Source organism: Streptomyces sp. NPDC021012 (assembly GCF_044333355.1).
In the GTDB taxonomy this organism is placed as follows: Bacteria; Actinomycetota; Actinomycetes; order Streptomycetales; family Streptomycetaceae; genus Streptomyces.
The window spans coordinates 536,390-551,879 of the sequence record NZ_JBIRQU010000001.1; the positions used below are offsets into that span (position 1 = coordinate 536,390).

At 72.3% G+C, this 15,490-nt stretch carries 16 protein-coding genes; 5 read left to right on the forward strand and 11 right to left on the reverse strand.

The window, feature by feature from the left end; all coding sequences use genetic code 11:
• Positions 1–145: 145 nt before the first annotated feature.
• Complete coding sequence (locus tag ACH4TP_RS02400) at positions 146–1,096, reverse strand: hydrogen peroxide-inducible genes activator (protein ID WP_398435312.1); 951 nt, start codon at positions 1,094–1,096, stop codon at positions 146–148.
• Positions 1,097–1,228: 132 nt separating this feature from the next.
• On the opposite strand from ACH4TP_RS02400, the gene ACH4TP_RS02405 reads away from it, so the two are divergent.
• Together ACH4TP_RS02405 and ACH4TP_RS02410 are read left to right on the forward strand one after the other, a co-directional pair.
• Complete coding sequence (locus tag ACH4TP_RS02405; protein WP_389238610.1) at positions 1,229–1,783, forward strand: peroxiredoxin; 555 nt, start codon at positions 1,229–1,231, stop codon at positions 1,781–1,783.
• Between the two features lie 13 nt (positions 1,784–1,796).
• A complete protein-coding gene (locus ACH4TP_RS02410; RefSeq protein ID WP_030222466.1) occupies positions 1,797–2,330 on the forward strand; it encodes an alkyl hydroperoxide reductase in 534 nt (177 codons plus the stop codon).
• 52 nt (positions 2,331–2,382) lie between these two features.
• Here the strand turns inward: ACH4TP_RS02410 and ACH4TP_RS02415 are convergent, their stop codons facing one another.
• The 5 genes from ACH4TP_RS02415 to ACH4TP_RS02435 form a co-directional block, all read right to left on the reverse strand.
• Positions 2,383–3,066: a hypothetical protein gene (locus ACH4TP_RS02415; protein ID WP_398186798.1), complete on the reverse strand. Its 684-nt coding sequence runs from the start codon at positions 3,064–3,066 to the stop codon at positions 2,383–2,385.
• Entirely contained in the window at positions 3,063–4,499 is a 1,437-nt protein-coding gene (locus tag ACH4TP_RS02420) for an AI-2E family transporter (protein WP_398435315.1), read from the reverse strand. The genes ACH4TP_RS02415 and ACH4TP_RS02420 overlap by 4 nt, the downstream gene beginning before the upstream one ends.
• Positions 4,500–4,617: 118 nt before the next feature.
• Complete coding sequence (locus ACH4TP_RS02425) at positions 4,618–5,340, reverse strand: lytic transglycosylase domain-containing protein (protein WP_389238605.1); 723 nt, start codon at positions 5,338–5,340, stop codon at positions 4,618–4,620.
• Positions 5,341–5,716: 376 nt separating this feature from the next.
• Positions 5,717–7,042, reverse strand: a complete 1,326-nt coding sequence (locus tag ACH4TP_RS02430) for a PhoH family protein (protein ID WP_389238603.1) — start codon at positions 7,040–7,042, stop codon at positions 5,717–5,719.
• A gap of 307 nt (positions 7,043–7,349) precedes the next feature.
• Entirely contained in the window at positions 7,350–8,111 is a 762-nt protein-coding gene (locus ACH4TP_RS02435) for an isoprenyl transferase (protein WP_389238601.1), read from the reverse strand.
• 110 nt (positions 8,112–8,221) lie between these two features.
• Here ACH4TP_RS02435 and mgrA point away from each other — a divergent pair, with 110 nt between their 5' ends.
• Positions 8,222–9,259, forward strand: a complete 1,038-nt coding sequence (gene mgrA / locus ACH4TP_RS02440) for an L-glyceraldehyde 3-phosphate reductase (RefSeq protein WP_389238599.1) — start codon at positions 8,222–8,224, stop codon at positions 9,257–9,259.
• A 327-nt stretch (positions 9,260–9,586) separates the two neighbouring features.
• Here mgrA and ACH4TP_RS02445 read toward each other — a convergent pair whose 3' ends face one another.
• Together ACH4TP_RS02445 and ACH4TP_RS02450 are read right to left on the reverse strand one after the other, a co-directional pair.
• The gene (locus ACH4TP_RS02445) at positions 9,587–11,065 is read right to left on the reverse strand and encodes a DUF2079 domain-containing protein (protein WP_398435317.1); all 1,479 of its coding nucleotides are present in this window, start codon (positions 11,063–11,065) and stop codon (positions 9,587–9,589) included.
• Between the two features lie 25 nt (positions 11,066–11,090).
• Complete coding sequence (locus ACH4TP_RS02450; protein ID WP_389238595.1) at positions 11,091–11,828, reverse strand: prepilin peptidase; 738 nt, start codon at positions 11,826–11,828, stop codon at positions 11,091–11,093.
• 40 nt (positions 11,829–11,868) lie between these two features.
• Here ACH4TP_RS02450 and ACH4TP_RS02455 point away from each other — a divergent pair, with 40 nt between their 5' ends.
• A complete protein-coding gene (locus tag ACH4TP_RS02455) occupies positions 11,869–12,249 on the forward strand; it encodes a DUF192 domain-containing protein (protein WP_398186809.1) in 381 nt (126 codons plus the stop codon).
• Here ACH4TP_RS02455 and ACH4TP_RS02460 read toward each other — a convergent pair.
• Positions 12,221–13,357: a hypothetical protein gene (locus ACH4TP_RS02460; protein WP_398435319.1), complete on the reverse strand. Its 1,137-nt coding sequence runs from the start codon at positions 13,355–13,357 to the stop codon at positions 12,221–12,223. The two genes, ACH4TP_RS02455 and ACH4TP_RS02460, sit on opposite strands and share 29 nt — an antisense overlap.
• Positions 13,358–13,388: 31 nt before the next feature.
• A complete protein-coding gene (locus ACH4TP_RS02465) occupies positions 13,389–13,799 on the reverse strand; it encodes a hypothetical protein (RefSeq protein WP_389238589.1) in 411 nt (136 codons plus the stop codon).
• Between the two features lie 122 nt (positions 13,800–13,921).
• Between ACH4TP_RS02465 and ACH4TP_RS02470 the strand changes: the two genes are divergently transcribed.
• Positions 13,922–14,902, forward strand: coding sequence for a hypothetical protein (locus ACH4TP_RS02470; protein WP_398435321.1), 981 nt, complete (start codon positions 13,922–13,924; stop codon positions 14,900–14,902).
• A 90-nt stretch (positions 14,903–14,992) separates the two neighbouring features.
• On the opposite strand, the gene ACH4TP_RS02475 is transcribed toward ACH4TP_RS02470, so the two are convergent.
• Positions 14,993–15,340, reverse strand: a complete 348-nt coding sequence (locus ACH4TP_RS02475; RefSeq protein ID WP_398435322.1) for a hypothetical protein — start codon at positions 15,338–15,340, stop codon at positions 14,993–14,995.
• Positions 15,341–15,490 lie beyond the last annotated feature (150 nt).

Below are 15,490 nucleotides of genomic sequence, written 5' to 3' on the forward strand. Positions count from 1 at the left end.
GGGGGGGGGGGGGGGGGGGGGGGGGGGGGGGGGGGCCGGGGGGGGGGGGGGGGGGGGGGGGGGGGGGGGGGGGCGGGCGGGGGGGGGCCCCCCCCCCCCCCCGCCCCTCCCTCGTACGGGAATACGGGTCAGGCCCCGGCACCCCTCACTCGCCGGGGGTCACCTGTACGGGAAGCTCCTTCATCGCCCCGCGCAGGGCCTCCGCCAGCTCCTCGAACTCGGCGTGCCGGGCCGCGCCCGTCCGCATCGCGAGGGCGATCCGCCGCGAGGGCGCCGGCTCGGCGAACCGCCCGGTCCACAGGGCGGGGTTGCGGGCGGTCTCGACGGTCACGGCGGTGCGGGGCAGCAGGGTCACCCCGAGACCGCCGGCCACCAGCTGGACCAGGGTGGCGAGCCCGGCGGCGGTCGTGGTGACCTCGGCGCCGTCGGTGCGCCCGGCCTCGCGGCAGACGTCGAGGGCCTGGTCGCGCAGGCAGTGCCCCTCGTCGAGGAGCAGCAGCCGGAGCTCCCTGAGGGCCTCGCGCGGGATGCCCTCCCGCCCGGCCAGCGGGTGCCCCTCGGGGGCGACCAGGACGAAGTCCTCGTCGAAGAGCGGGAGTTCGGTGACCCCGGGCACGCCGAGCGGCACGGCGAGCAGCAGCAGGTCGAGCCGACCGGCGGCGAGTCCCTCCAGGAGCGAGGAGGTCTGCTCCTCGTGGACCTGGAGGTCGAGCTCGGGGTAGCGGCGGTGGACCAGCCGCAGGACGGTGGGCAGCAGGTACGGCGCGACGGTGGGGATCACGCCGAGCCGGAGGACCCCGGTGAAGGGCGCCCGGGCCGCCTCCGCCTCCTCCACCAGCTCCGCCACCGCGTCGAGGACCGTCCGCGCGCGGACCGCGAGCCGCTCCCCCGCGGGCGAGAGCAGCACCTTCCGCGTCGTACGCTCGAGGAGCTGGACACCGAGTGCCTCTTCGAGAGCCGAAACCGCGCCCGAGAGCGCGGGCTGGCTCATGCCGATGGCGGCCGCCGCGTCGCGGAAGTGCAGATGCTCGGCGACCGCCGCGAAGGCTCTGAGCTGGGAGAGGCTGGGCTGCTTCGCGCGCCGGACGGACACCACTGATAACCACCTTCGATCAACACGACCGAGTCTAGCTATTTCACTGATCAATGCACCCCGTGCCAGTATGTGAGACGTCCAACCCCCACGGAAGCCCCCAAAAGGGAGCCTTCCACCCTGCAAGGAGAGCGCGTGCTCACTGTCGGTGACAAGTTCCCCACCTACGACCTGACCGCCTGCGTGTCGCTGGAGAGCGGCAAGGAGTTCGCGCAGATCGACCACAAGTCCTACGAGGGCAAGTGGCGCGTGGTGTTCTTCTGGCCGAAGGACTTCACCTTCGTCTGCCCGACCGAGATCGCCGCGTTCGGCAAGCTGAACGACGAGTTCGCCGACCGCGACGCCCAGATCCTCGGCGTCTCCGGCGACTCCGAGTTCGTCCACCACGCCTGGCGCAAGGACCACGCCGACCTGCGTGACCTGCCCTTCCCGATGCTGGCCGACTCGAAGCACGAGCTCATGAGCGACTGCGGCGTCCGCGGCGAGGACGGCTTCGCCCAGCGCGCCGTCTTCATCGTCGACCCGAACAACGAGATCCAGTTCACGATGGTGACCGCCGGTTCCGTGGGCCGTAACCCCAAGGAGGTCCTGCGGGTCCTCGACGCCCTGCAGACCGACGAGCTCTGCCCGTGCAACTGGAACAAGGGCGAGAGCACCCTCGACGCCGCCGCGCTCCTCGCCGGCGAGTAGGAACGGATCTGACATGGCTCTCGACGAACTGAAGTCCGCCATACCGGACTTCGCCAAGGACCTGAAGCTGAACCTCGGTTCGGTCATCGGCAACAGCGACCTCCCGCAGCAGCAGCTGTGGGGCACCGTCCTCGCCTGCGCGATCGCCTCGCGCTCGCCGAAGGTGCTCAAGGAGCTGGAGCCCGAGGCCCAGGCCAACCTGAAGCCCGAGGCGTACCAGGCCGCCAAGTCCGCCGCCGCGATCATGGCGATGAACAACGTCTTCTACCGGACCCGGCACCTGCTGTCGGACCCCGAGTACGGGACGATGCGCGCCGGCCTGCGGATGAACGTCATCGGCAACCCGGGCGTCGAGAAGGTCGACTTCGAGCTGTGGTCGCTGGCCGTCTCCGCGATCAACGGCTGCGGCCAGTGCCTGGACTCGCACGAGCAGGTCCTGCGCCAGGCCGGTGTCGACCGCGCCACGATCCAGGAGGCCGTGAAGATCGCCGCGGTGATCCAGGCGGTCGGCGTCACGCTCGACGCGGAGGCCGTCCTCGCCGAGTAGGGCAGCGCCGTACGAGGAGGGCCCCGGGGTTTCACACCCCGGGGCCCTTCCGTCATTTCCTGAGCTCCGCCATCAGCGCCAGCACGTCCTGGGTCATCGGGACGTCGATGCCGGAGAGGTCGACGGGCTCGGCCTTTCCGAGCGGGTTCCCGTTCTCGTCGGTGTTGGTGTACCGGTAGAGGCGGAACTCGATCTCGACCTGGCCGTCGAGGACCCGGAGCTCTCCGCCCTCGCCGCCCGCGTCGTTGAAGAAGGCCCGCTCCCCCAGACCGTCGATCGGCGTGGTGATCTCGGCGTGCTTCGCCCGCGCCGCGAACTCGGGCTCCGGGTCCGCCACCTTGTGCAGGGTGTACGTGAGGTCGGCGCTGTACCCGGTGTCCGGACCGCCGAAGCTCATCGAACAGGACGCCTCGTACACGGCCGGATCGTCGATCTCGGGCCCGTGGCCGTCCTCGCTCCGCTTGCCGAGGATCCCGCCGAGCGCCTTCAGCTTCGCCGTCCTGCAGAGCTCGCCCTCCTCCGCCAGCGTCCGGTACCCGCCGAGGTCGGGGCCCGGGTCCTTCCGCTGCCCGTACGCGTACAGCCCGCCGCCCCACACCGCCGAGGCGAGCACCGCGCCGCCCAGCGCCCACAGCCAGGGCCGGCGGCCCCGGGGCGGGCGCGGCGGCGGGGCGTCGGTGAGGACCTCGGGGGCGTCGAACTCCGCCCCGCCGACGAGCTCCGGCTCCGATATCACGCGCGGTCCCCCTCGACGGCGCCCGGCGCCGGGACCGGCGCCACGGCGAAGGCCGTCGCCCCGCGCGGCTCCGGCGTGCTGCGGAGGGCCTGTTCGGTGCTGTACGCGCGCAGGTAGCCGACCACCGTGTTGGCGACGGCGACCAGCGGGACGGCGACGACGGCGCCGCCGATGCCGGCGGTGAGGCCGCCGGCGGCGACGGAGAGGACGACGGCGAGCGGGTGGACGCGGACGGCCCGGCCGAGGATGAACGGCTGGAGGACGTGGCCCTCGATCTGCTGCACGGCGAGGACGACGACGAGCACCATGAGGGCGGTGAACGCGCCGTTGGTGACGAGGGCGACGACGCAGGCGAGGGCGCCGGAGACGACCGCGCCGACCAGCGGGATGAAGGCGAACAGGAAGATGAAGACGGCCAGCGGCACCGCCATCGGCACGTCGAGGAACCAGAGTCCGATGCCGATGAAGACGGCGTCGATGAGGGCGACGAGGACCGTGCCGCGCACATAGGCGGTGAGGGTGCGCCAGGCGCGCGGGCCGGCGCCGGCGACGCCCGGCCGGGCCTGGGCGGGCACCAGCTTGAGCGTCCACTCCCAGACCTTCTTCCCGTCGTAGAGCAGGAAGAGCGTCGAGAACATGGCGAGCAGGATGCCGGTCATGGCCTCGACGACGACGGTGACGCCCTGGAGTCCGACCTGTGTTATCTGTTCGGCGTTGGCGCCGACGGAGTCGCTGAGGTTCTTCGCGATGCCGTTGATCTGCTGCTCGGTGACGTGGAAGGGGCTGTTGAGGAGTCCTCGCTTGAGCTCCTCGATGCCGTTCTTGATCTGGTCCGACAGGTTGTCGATGTTGTCCATGACCTGCCAGACCACGAACCAGCCGACCAGGCCCATGACGACGAAGCCGGAGACGGCGGTGACGGCGGTGGCGAGCCCCCGGGGCAGGCCCTTGCGGCGCAGCAGGGCCACGGTGGGCTGGAGCAGGGCGGTGACGAGGAGCGCGGCGACGAAGGCGAGGACGACCAGCTGCACGGAGCTGATCACCTTCATCAGCACCCAGACCGTGCCGGCGAGGACGAGCAGCCGCCAGCCCGCCTCGGCGGCCACGCGCATGCCCCAGGGGATGGCGGCGACGGGGTCGGGGCGGGCGGCGACGGCCGGGGCGTACGAGGGGGGCGCGGGGACGGAGCGGCCCGGCTCGGCGGTCTCGGCCGCCGGGAGGGGCGCGGCGGTGTCGGGGGCGACGTCCGGCCGTGCGGGGGCGGCCGCGGGCGGGGCCTGGTGCGGGGCCTCGTAGGCGGTCTCGTAGGCGGTCTCGTACGGCGGTCCGAGCGGGTCGTCCCGTTCCGCCTCGGCCCGGCGCTCGTCGAGGCGTTCACCCATGCGGCTCAGGCTCTCGCCGAGCCCGGACAGCCACCCTGGCACTCTGGACATCGCTTTCGCCTTTCCCCCCGCAGGTCCTGCCCCGCCGATTCCTCCTCGCGAACCTACACGCAAGAAGCCCCCCACCGTAGGACGGCGGGGGGTTCTCGGGGGTTGAGCGCGCTGGTGACTAGTACCAGCGGTTGGCCTGCCAGAACGACCAGGCGCCGCAGGGGCTGCCGTAGCGGCCGTCCATGTAGCTGAGGCCCCACTTGATCTGGGTGGCGGGGTTGGTCTGCCAGTCGGCGCCGGCCGAGGCCATCTTGGAGCCCGGGAGGGCCTGCACGAGGCCGTAGGCACCCGAAGAGGCGTTGGTCGCGCGGTAGTTCCAGCCGGACTCGTGGTCCACGATGTTGCTGAAGCACTGGAACTGGTCGGACGCCATCATCGACCGGGCCATGGCCTTGATCTCGGAGACGCTGTAGGAGCCGCCACCCCCCGCGGGGGCCGAGAAGGACGAGATGTCGCGGGCGGCGGAACGGCTCGCGCGCTCCTCGGCCTCCTTGCGCTCCTTCTCGGCCTTGGCCTCGGCGGCAGCCTTGTCGGCGGCCTCCTTCTTCGCCTCGGCGTCCTTGGCGGCGCGGATGCGGGCCGTCTCCTCCGCGGACTTCTTCGCGGCGGCGTCGGCGGCGGCGGCCTGGACGTCGGCCTGCTCCGAGAGGGACGAGACCTGTACCTGGGCCTGCTCGCCCGCGGGGATGTCCGCGAGCAGCGTGGTGTCGGCCGCGGTGGCTTCGAAGTTGTCGTCCGAGGCCTGGGGGGCGTTGCCCGTGGCAACACCCGCGATGGCGCCGACAGTGGTGACCGCAGTGGCCGAAGCCACCGCGAATCCCCGGACCGAGATCCGGCTCACACGGTTTCCTTCCAGCACGCCCGCACAGGTGACCACGCGGGCGAAATCTTGCCCCTGGCACTGGTCTCCGACGTACGGGGTCACAGAAGACACGGGCCCGTGGTGCTGTGGGCGGCATACGGCGACGGCTGTGGAGTTGTGTGGTGCGGTGCGCACCCCTGAGGGTGCACGTGTGCCGTATGCGGGGCCTGACGGAAGCAAGACTCTGCCGGACGGCGGCGGCGCAAGGCAATTCTGGGCCGCGTGTGAAAGCTCACACCTGAGTGGACGCAGGTGTTTTGACGGATACGAGGACAGCAGGACGCCGCCCGGCTAAGCTCCTGGGCTTTGCCGGGCGGCGTCAACTGCCTTACCCGTACAGACGGGTACGAACCGGTCAGATCTGTCCGTCCTCCAGCATCTCCGTCACGAGCGCGGCGATCTGGGAGCGCTCGGAGCGGGTGAGGGTGACGTGGGCGAAGAGCGGATGCCCCTTCAGCTTCTCGACGACGGCGACGACTCCGTCGTACCGGCCGACCCGGAGGTTGTCCCGCTGGGCCACGTCATGGGTCAGGACGACCCGGGAATTCGCCCCGATGCGGGACAGAACGGTCAACAGGACGTTCCGCTCCAGGGACTGGGCCTCGTCCACGATGACGAAGGCGTCGTGGAGGGAGCGGCCCCGGATGTGGGTGAGCGGCAGGACCTCCAGCATCCCGCGCCCGAGCACCTCCTCGATGACCTCGCGGCTCGCGACCGAGGACAGCGTGTCGAACACCGCCTGGGCCCACGGGCTCATCTTCTCGGACTCGCTGCCCGGCAGGTATCCGAGCTCCTGGCCGCCGACCGCGTACAGCGGGCGGAAGACCATCACCTTCTGGTGCTGCCGGCGCTCCAGGACCGCTTCCAGGCCCGCGCAGAGCGCGAGCGCGGACTTGCCGGTGCCGGCCCGGCCGCCCATGGAGATGATGCCGACGTCCGGGTCGAGGAGCAGGTCGAGCGCGATCCGCTGCTCGGCGCTGCGGCCGTGCAGCCCGAAGGCCTCCCGGTCGCCCCTGACCAGCCGTACGTTCCCCTCGGCGGTGACCCGGCCGAGCGCCTTGCCGCGCTCCGACTGGAGCACGAGACCCGTGTGGACCGGAAGCTCGGCGGCCTCCGGCACGTACAGCGTGTTCTGCTCGAAGAGCAGGTCCACCTGCTCCCCGGAGAGCGCCAGCTCGGACATCCCGGTCCAGCCGTTGGCGTCCGTGATGGCGAGCTCGGCGCGGTACTCCTCGGCGAGGAGTCCGACCGAGGAGGCCTTGATGCGCAGCGGCAGGTCCTTGGAGACGACCGTGACGTCGTACCCCTCCGCCTGGAGGTTGCGCGCGACCGCGAGGATCCGTGAGTCGTTGTCCCCCAACCTGTAGCCGGCGGGCAGGACGCCGGGGTCGGAATGGTTGAGTTCGACACGCAGGGTGCCGCCCAGGTCCCCGATGGGGAGCGGGGCGTCCAGGCGCCCGTACCGGACCCGGAAGTCGTCGAGCAGGCGCAGGGCCTGCCGGGCGAAGTAGCCGAGTTCGGGGTGGTGCCGCTTGGCCTCCAGCTCCGTCACGACGACGATCGGGAGCACCACCTCGTGCTCCTCGAAGCGCGAGAAGGCGTTGGGGTCGGCCAGCAGGACGCTGGTGTCGAGAACATAGGTGCGCCGGTCGGAAAGGCGGCGCTTCGTGCTGGTCACCACGGAAGGACAGACCCCCTCGGAAGACCCCTGTGAGGTCGGGGTGCGACGGAACCGGTGTCGCTGCGGAATGGGACCGGGCTCAGGCCGCGATGCGCGGGCCGAACCACGGCCCTCCGCTTCTCCCGTACGTGTCCCGCACGGTCGTCCTGGTGCAAGGGGCCTCCCGGGTGGCGGTCTCCGTGCCGCTCACTTCACCAGGAACATGCCCTCGAACGCCCCTTGCCATGCCATGGCATATGACGACGTGTTCATGAACACGAGGTGATCACTTCCGACCGGGAATGTCCGGATGAGGTCTCGGGGAGGGTCAGGTCCCGTAGCGCCGGTGCCGGGCCGCGTAGTCCCGCAGCGCCCGCAGGAAGTCGACCTTGCGGAAGGCCGGCCAGTGGACCTCGCAGAAGTAGTACTCGGAGTGGGCGCTCTGCCACAGCATGAAGCCGGACAGCCGCTGCTCGCCGCTGGTGCGGATCACCAGGTCCGGGTCGGGCTGCCCGCGCGTGTAGAGGTGCTCCGAGATGTGCTCGACGTCGACGATCTCGGCGAGCTCCTCGAAGCTCGTCCCCCGCTCCGCGTGCTCCAGGAGCAGCGAGCGGACCGCGTCCGCGATCTCCTGCCGGCCGCCGTAGCCCACGGCGACGTTCACGAGTATCCCGGTGTTGGCGCGGGTGGCCTCCTCGGCCTCCTTCAGCACCGTCTGGGTCCGGGCGGGCAGCAGGTCCATCGTGCCGACGTGGTGGACCCGCCAGCGGCCGTCGGCGGCCAGCGACCGCACGGCGTTCTCGATGATGCCGAGCAGTGGGACGAGCTGCTCCTCGGGGCGGTTCAGGTTGTCCGTGGAGAGCATCCAGAGCGTGACGACCTCGACGTCCGTCTCGGCGCACCAGCCCAGCAGCTCCTGGATCTTGTCCGCGCCGGCCTTGTGTCCCTGCTCGGGGGTCCCGCCGGACGCCTTAGCCCAGCGACGGTTCCCGTCGAGGATGACCCCGATGTGCTTGGGCACCTGGTTGTGGTCGAGGCGGCCTTCCACCCGGCGTGCGTAGAGCCCGTACACCAGGTCGCGCAGGTTCACTGTTCTTTACCCCTCCATGCAGTGTCGGCCCCCGAGGCCGCCACATTACTGCGGACGGGTAACGAGCTCCCAGCCCGGGACTGTCACAAGTCCGTGATAAGCAGAGATACGTGACTGATTCCCCCCTCTACCGCGCCTCCGCCGACCGGTACGACGCCATGGAGTACCGCCGCAGCGGCCGCAGCGGCCTCAAGCTCCCGGCGATCTCCCTCGGCCTCTGGCACAACTTCGGCGACGACAAGGCGCTCGACACCCAGCGCGCGATCCTGCGCCGCGCCTTCGACCTCGGCGTCACCCACTTCGACCTGGCGAACAACTACGGGCCGCCGCCCGGCTCCGCCGAGCTGAACTTCGGCAAGATCTTCGCCCAGGACTTCGCTTCCCACCGCGACGAGCTGATCGTCTCGACCAAGGCCGGGTACCTGATGCACCCCGGCCCGTACGGCGAGTGGGGCTCCCGCAAGTACCTGATGTCCTCGCTCGACGCCTCCCTGAAGCGGATGGGCCTCGACTACGTCGACATCTTCTACTCGCACCGCTTCGACCCGCACACCCCGCTGGAGGAGACGATGGGGGCCCTGGCCTCCGCCGTCCAGCAGGGCAAGGCGCTGTACGTCGGCGTCTCCTCGTACAACAGCGAGCAGACCGCCGAGGCCGCGCGGATCCTCCAGGACATGGGCGTCCGGCCGCTCATCCACCAGCCCTCGTACTCCATGATCAACCGGTGGACCGAGGAGGACGGCCTCCTCGACACCCTGGAGGCGGCCGGCATGGGCTGCATCTCCTTCGTGCCGCTGGCGCAGGGGCTGCTCACCAACAAGTACCTGAAGGGCATCCCGGAGGGCTCGCGGGCCACCCAGGGCAAGTCCCTCGACCCGAACCTGCTCTCCGAGGAGGTGCTGCGGCGCCTGCGCGGCCTCGCGGACATCGCCGAGCGGCGCGGGCAGTCCCTCGCCCAGCTGGCACTGTCGTGGGTGCTGCGGGACGAGCGGATGACCTCGGCGCTGATCGGCGCGTCCAGCGTCGCCCAGCTGGAGGAGAACGTGGCCGCGCTCGCGGGCGCGCCGCTGACGGACGAGGAGCTCAAGGAGATCGACTCGTTCGCGGTGGACACCGCCGGCACGAACATCTGGGCCGGCCGGGGCTGATCCGCCTCCGCGGGAAGAACCCGGGGGTCCGCCGGAAAGGGTCCGGGGGGCCGCCGGAAAGAACCCGGGGGAAAGAAAACGGGCCGGTCCGTGGGGGGGATACGGACCGGCCCGAGGGGGGGTTTCCACCATAACCCTTCGATAGTCGTGTTGCGTGCCACGTGCGCCGGCCAAAGCGTGTCGGAGGCGCCGGATCCCAGGCGGCACAAGGGCTCCGAGGCCCTGTGGCGGGTTTGCGCCCCGGCGTGGCGGCGGGGTTCCGTCCCTCCCACGGGGGACCGGCCCGCACGGGCGCGCGGTTGACGTCCGGGGGGTCCTTCCGGCAGGTCAGGCCTCGGACCGCCGGCGCAGCAGGGTGATGCCGTCACGCCGGGCGACGACCTCGTAGCCGTACGTCCGGACCGCGGCCTCCAGCTCGGCCCGCTGCCGCTCGACCGGGTAGGGCCAGTGGCCCGAGGGGTACGGCCAGGCCTCGGGCGCCTCCTCGTCGTGGACGATCCACGCGGCGGTCGGCGCCGGGATGCGCGGGACGTCGCGGCGGTACAGCTCGCCGCCCACCGGGAACGTCGGGAAGAGGACGACCGTGCAGCGGGCCGTGAGCTGCGGCGCGAGCCGGTTGGAGGCGGCGACGGTGGCTCCGTCGGGGATCCGGGCGAGCAGCGCGCGGGCCGCCTCGACGTGCGGCGTGGTGTGCCAGGTGGCCCGCTGGGCGAGCTGGGCCAGCGGGAAGGACGGGAGCAGCACGACGGTCACGGCGAGGACGGTCGCGAGGACGGCCCGCAGCTCGCGCCGGGGCCTGTCGCCGAGCGCGTCGACGAGACCGGCGAAGACGACCGGCATGAGGATCGCGCTGTAGTGGAAGGCCGTGCCCCAGTGGAAGCCGTTCTCGGAGAGCAGTCGCCAGCCGAGGGTGGGGACGGCGATCAGCGCGAGCGGTGACCGGAGCACAAGGAACGCCGACGGGGCGAAGACCAGGACCAGGGTGACCGCCTTGACCTCGGGTCGCAGCAGGTCGAGCGGGGCGTGCGCGAGGGTGGAGAGCAGGGACCCCTGCGCGTCGGCGAGGTTGCCGCCGTGGGCGTATCCGCCGCCGGGGTTGAAGGCCGGCAGCAGCACCTCCACCTCCAGGAGCGAGCCGAGGACACCGGCCGCCACGGTGACGAGCCCGAGCCTGCGGGGCCCTTTCAGGGCGGTGTACGCGCCGACGGCGGCGAGCGTGAACCCCAGGTCCTCCTTGACCAGCAGCAGCGGCGCCGCCCAGCCGACGGCCTGCCGCCAGCGCCGCCGGGCGAGCGCTTCGAGGGAGAAGGAGAGCAGCGGCACGGCGAGCGCGACCTCGTGGAAGTCGAAGGCGGCGGCGGAGGCGATCCCCCAGCTCAGCCCGTACCCGGCGGCGACGACGTGCGCGGCCCGCGCCCCGAGGACGTCCCCGGCCCGGCGCGCGAGCGGGACCACGGCGAGGGCGAGCAGCGCGGACTGGGCGAGGAGCAGGCAGAGCGGGGAGGGCCAGATCCGGTAGAGGGGGGCGAGGACGGCGAGCAGCGGGTGGAAATGATCGCCGAGCAGGTTGAACCCCTCGCCGCGCAAGGGGGCGACGGGCGCCCGGAGTTCGGCGTAGGCCCGGACGGCCTGCTCGAAGATGCCGAGGTCGTAGCCGGTGGTGCGGAGGAGCTGGTGGCGGCGCACGGCGACGGTCGCGTAGAGGAGGAAGAGCCCGGCGGCCCAGACCCAGGGGACGGGCGACCAGCGGGCCGGGGGCGCGGACGCCGTGCCCTTTACGGGTGCTTCGCTCGCAATTGTCAGCATGTGCGGCGATGCTAGGGGCGGGCTTTCAGGGAATCGCGGTGAACGCGCCGAGAAGCAGGCCGAGCAGCGCGCCGACGAGCATGAAGGGCCCGAAGGGAATCGCCGAGGAGCGCCCGGCCCGCCGCAGCAGGACGAGACCGAGGCCGTACAGCGCGCCGAGCAGGAAGCCCGCGAAGGCTCCCGCGAAGAGCACCCCCCAGCCGTACCAGCCGAGGGCCGCGCCCAGCGGGACCGCCAGCTTCACGTCGCCGAAGCCGAGCTGGCTCGGGCTGATCAGGAACAGCACCAGATAGGCCCCGCCGAGGACGAGCCCCCCGAGCAGCGCGTGGAGCCAGGACCCCGCGTCGTACGGGAGGAGCTCGGCGACGCCGAGGAGCAGCGGGACCACGACGGCCAGCGGCAGCGTCAGACCGTCCGGAAGCCGGTGCACGCGCGCGTCCACCGTGGCCAGGAGGACCGCGGCCGGGGCGACGAGCAGCCAGACCGCCAGCTCGGGCCGGGGCCCGCCGGTGGCGGCGGCGAGCACGGCGCAGACCAGGGCCGTGAGCAGCGGCGCGAGCAGCGGGCTCGCGGTCGTCGCGCACTCCTCCCGCCCGGGCCCGCCGAGCCAGCCGCGCCCGGGCCCGGCGAGCACGTGCCCGGCGGGGCAGCGGTCCCGCCACGGCTCCTCCGGCTCCACGGAGAGCCGGTACGCGGCCCTGGGCACGAGCAGCCCGGCGGCGGCCCCCCACAGGGCGGCGACGGCGATCAGCGTGACGTACACGGACGAGACCCTAGGCGCCCGTACCGCTACGGTCTGCCGCATGGGGAAATGGGCGGACGGGACAGGGACGTTGACGGTGGGCCCCCTGGAGGTCCCGCTGGAGCTGGCGGCCTCCTACCGGGCCCGGCGGCGGGGGCTCCTCGGCCGGGACGGCATCACGGGGGCACTGCTCATCGTGCGGACGAACAGCGTGCACACCTTCGGCATGCGCTTCCCGATCGACGTCGCCCACCTGGACGGCTCGTTCACGGTCCGGTCCGTGGTCACGATGCGCCCGGGACGGCTCGGCATGATCCGGCCGCGCGGCCGGCACGTCCTCGAGGCGGAGGCGGGGGCGATGGCGGGGTGGGGGTTGGAACCGGGGGTACGCGTGCGCGTGTCCCGCGGTCAGGTCACGGGGGCCCCGAACCGAGAAGGGTGAACGCCCCGTACGCGGCGGAGGCGAGGACGAGTCCCGCGAGCACCGGCACGGCGGTACGGGTCCGCACGCGCGCGAGGGCCGCGGCGGGCGGGAGGAGCAGCCCGAACGCGGGCATCATCAGGCGCGGCCGGGAGCCGAAGTAGGCGGCGCCGACGAGCGAGACGAACACGACGCCGATCGTGTACACGAGCAGCGGCAGCGGCTGCCGCTGCCGCACGCACAGGACGACCAGCCACCCGAGCAGCGCGAGCGCCGCGCACAGCCCGAGGGCGGCGGGCCACGGCAGGCCCGCGATGAACAGGGCGAGGGCGACGCCGAAGTCGATGGAGTTGCCCCAGGCGGCCTGGACGTCGAAGTAGGCGGTCGGACCGCCCTCGCGGACCCCGACGTAGGCGACGTACGCGAGCCAGCCCAGCGGCGCGATCAGCACCCCGGCCACCGTCCGCACGGGCAGCCGCCGTTCCCGTACGAGGGTGACCAGGGCCGTGATGCCGAGGGCGGCGATCAGCGCGGCGGCCGTCGGCCGGGTGAGTCCGGCGGCCGCGCACAGGACCCCGGCCAGGATCCAGCGCCCGCGCAGCACCGCGTACAGCGACCAGGCGGCGAGCGCGGTGAACAAGGTCTCGGTGTACGCCATCGACTGCACGAAGGCGGTCGGGTACACCCCCCAGAGGACGGCGAGGAGCACGCCCGCGCGTGGACCGGCGACATGGGCCCCGCACGCGTGGATGCCCCAGGCGGCGGCGAGCCCGGCGGTCCAGGAGACGAGCAGCCCGGCGGTCGCCGCGTCGACGGGGAGGAGGGCGGAGAGACCGCGCTCCAGGGCCGGGAGGAGCGGGAAGAAGGCGAGGTCGGAGTGGACGTCGCCGTTCGGCAGGGTGACCTGGTACCCGTATCCGTGCTCGGCGATCCGTACGTACCAGACGGAGTCCCAGCGCCCCTTGAGCCGGTGCAGCCCGTCCTCGCCCGTCGCGGCGGCGGCCACCGCGAGGACGAGGAGGCCGACGAGCCGGGCGGCGGCGTAGCCGCCGAGGGCGGCGAGGGTGGGACGGTCGAGTCGGTCAGGACGGTCGGGTCGGTCGGATCGGTCGGGCCTGGTCAGGGACATGCGCCCGATTATCCGGGGGCGCGCCCAGGGATCACCCGAGGGGCCTTATGCGGACGAACTTCGCGGCCATGACGGGACCGAGCTGCTCGACGATGCCGTGCCCGGGCTCGTGCGGCGAGGGCAGGTCGCCGAGGAACGACGTGACGATGACCTCGTCGATGCCGAGGACCCCGCGCGCGCTCTGCTCCTCCAGGAAGTCGAGCGTGCGGCGCCAGTCGGCGGCGCCGGGGGCCTCCCCCAGAAAGGACCGGACGGTGTCCTGGACGACGTCCCAGAAGAACACGTGCGGCAGGACACCGCCCTGATGGAAGACATGGGTCTCGTACGCACCCCGGAACTCGGGGATGCGGGTGACGAGGTCACTGACCAGTTGGACGCTGGGAGTCGCGCCGGGATTCGCGCTGGGGGTGACGCTTGGGGTCGCGCTCGGGCTCGCCGTCATCTGTCCAGAATGCTCCTGCCCGGAACGTACGGCTCGCCGTATTTACGCTTTCCTGGCGACTGCTTTCGACAGGTTTTCCACAGGGGGTGCGAAGTGTCCCTCTTCCGTGGATCGTTGGGCGTATGTACGAGTTGTCGATCCTCGCCAGGGGCGGGGTACTCCTGACGGTCTGGGCGGTCGCGGCGGGCTGGCCCCCGGGCCGGCTGTCCGGACGCCTCCGCCGCGACGGCTGGCAGCGGATCTGCCGGGGCGCCTGGGCCGCCCCGGGGAGGGAGGTGGACTGGCGGCTGAGGGCGACGGCCCTCCAGTTCCTCCGCCCGGAACTGGTGTGCAGCCACGGCACGGCGGCGCGACTGCACCGCATCGAGCGCCTGGGAACGGCGGTCTCGGGCGGCCCACTGAAGTCCCCCCTGAAGTCCCCCCTGAGATCCCCCCTGAAGTCCCCACTGGACTTCCCGCTGGAGTTCACCGCCCCGGCACCGGCCCGCTCGGCACTCGGCCCATCCGTACGGATCCACAGCACCACCTCCCTGACGCCCCAGGACCGGTCGACACGGCGCGGGCTGCGCACCACGACCCCCGCCCGGACGGTCGGCGACCTGATACGGACCTCCGCCACCCGGGAGGAAGCCGTGGTCGTCGCGGACTCCGCCCTCTCCCACCGGGCCGTCGGAGGCGTACGGCGCGAGGCCGTCGTCCGCTACGAGGAACTGACCGCCGAACTCGCCGCACCCCGGCGCGGCGCCGCCCGCGCCCGCACCTGGCTACGGCTGGCCGAACCGGCCTCGGGCTCTCCCGCCGAGACGGTCGCCCGGCTGCGCATGGGCGACGTGGGCCTCTTCGCGGAGTCGCAGCCGGCGGTACGGACACGGGAGGGCCGGGTTCTGCGCCCCGACTTCCTCTTCCGGACGGCGGGCCTGGCGGTCGAGATCGAGGGGTACGCCTTCCACGGCACCCGCCGAGCCCACGAGCGCGACATCGCCCGCTTCAACGCCCTCCAGTCCTGCCCGGAGATCCGCCGCGTGCTGCGCTTCACGGCACGGGAGGTGTTCCAGCACCCGGAGCGGATGGTGGCGACGGTCCGGGCGGCGCTGAGCCTGTGACGACGCGGAACTCCACGTACCCGAGTGAGGGCACGGGGGCATGGGGTCATCCAGCCGGTCGGGCGGCCCCCGCGATGCCGTTGCCAGATGTCAGACCTTGCTGATTCGCCAGGCGATCATGCCCTTCGAGCCCGCCTTTCCTCTCACATGGACCAGCAGGTCGGGGGAGCCCGGGAAGCGCACGAACGCCACGGCCCCCTCGCAAGGAACGACCTTGGACGCCGTGCCCGTGGGAGGCGCGAAGGAGACTTCCACCTCCCCGCTCCCCGCACACACAACGGCAAGCTTGTACGCGGTCCCCTTGTCCAGCCCGGCCTGCGTGTGCACTCCGTCCCGGACACGCTCCTCCCCCGACGCGACAGAACCCTCTCCGTCGGGGTCGGTTGCGCCCAGAACCGCCTTCGCCTGGGCGCCGAGCTTCTGCTCCTCCGCCTGCACGGAGGACGACACTCCACTGGATGAGGTGGCGGGAGCCGACGAGCGGGGCCGCTCGGGCTGGTGCGCCCCCGTACTCGACGTGCACGCCGCGAGGAGGAGGCCAGCGGCCAGAGCGGACCCGACCGGCCAGGCCCGGCGGAAGGACGAGGA

What these genes read in the sequence shown, in the direction of transcription:
- ACH4TP_RS02410 (WP_030222466.1), top strand. Translation starts at nt 1,797, where the DNA reads ATGGCTCTCGACGAACTGAAGTCCGCCATACCGGACTTCGCCAAGGAC.
- ACH4TP_RS02420 (WP_398435315.1), bottom strand. Translation starts at nt 4,499, where the DNA reads ATGTCCAGAGTGCCAGGGTGGCTGTCCGGGCTCGGCGAGAGCCTGAGC.
- ACH4TP_RS02445 (WP_398435317.1), bottom strand. Translation starts at nt 11,065, where the DNA reads ATGCTGACAATTGCGAGCGAAGCACCCGTAAAGGGCACGGCGTCCGCG.
- ACH4TP_RS02455 (WP_398186809.1), top strand. Translation starts at nt 11,869, where the DNA reads ATGGGGAAATGGGCGGACGGGACAGGGACGTTGACGGTGGGCCCCCTG.
- ACH4TP_RS02460 (WP_398435319.1), bottom strand. Translation starts at nt 13,357, where the DNA reads ATGTCCCTGACCAGGCCCGACCGATCCGACCGACCCGACCGTCCTGAC.
- ACH4TP_RS02465 (WP_389238589.1), bottom strand. Translation starts at nt 13,799, where the DNA reads ATGACGGCGAGCCCGAGCGCGACCCCAAGCGTCACCCCCAGCGCGAAT.
- ACH4TP_RS02470 (WP_398435321.1), top strand. Translation starts at nt 13,922, where the DNA reads ATGTACGAGTTGTCGATCCTCGCCAGGGGCGGGGTACTCCTGACGGTC.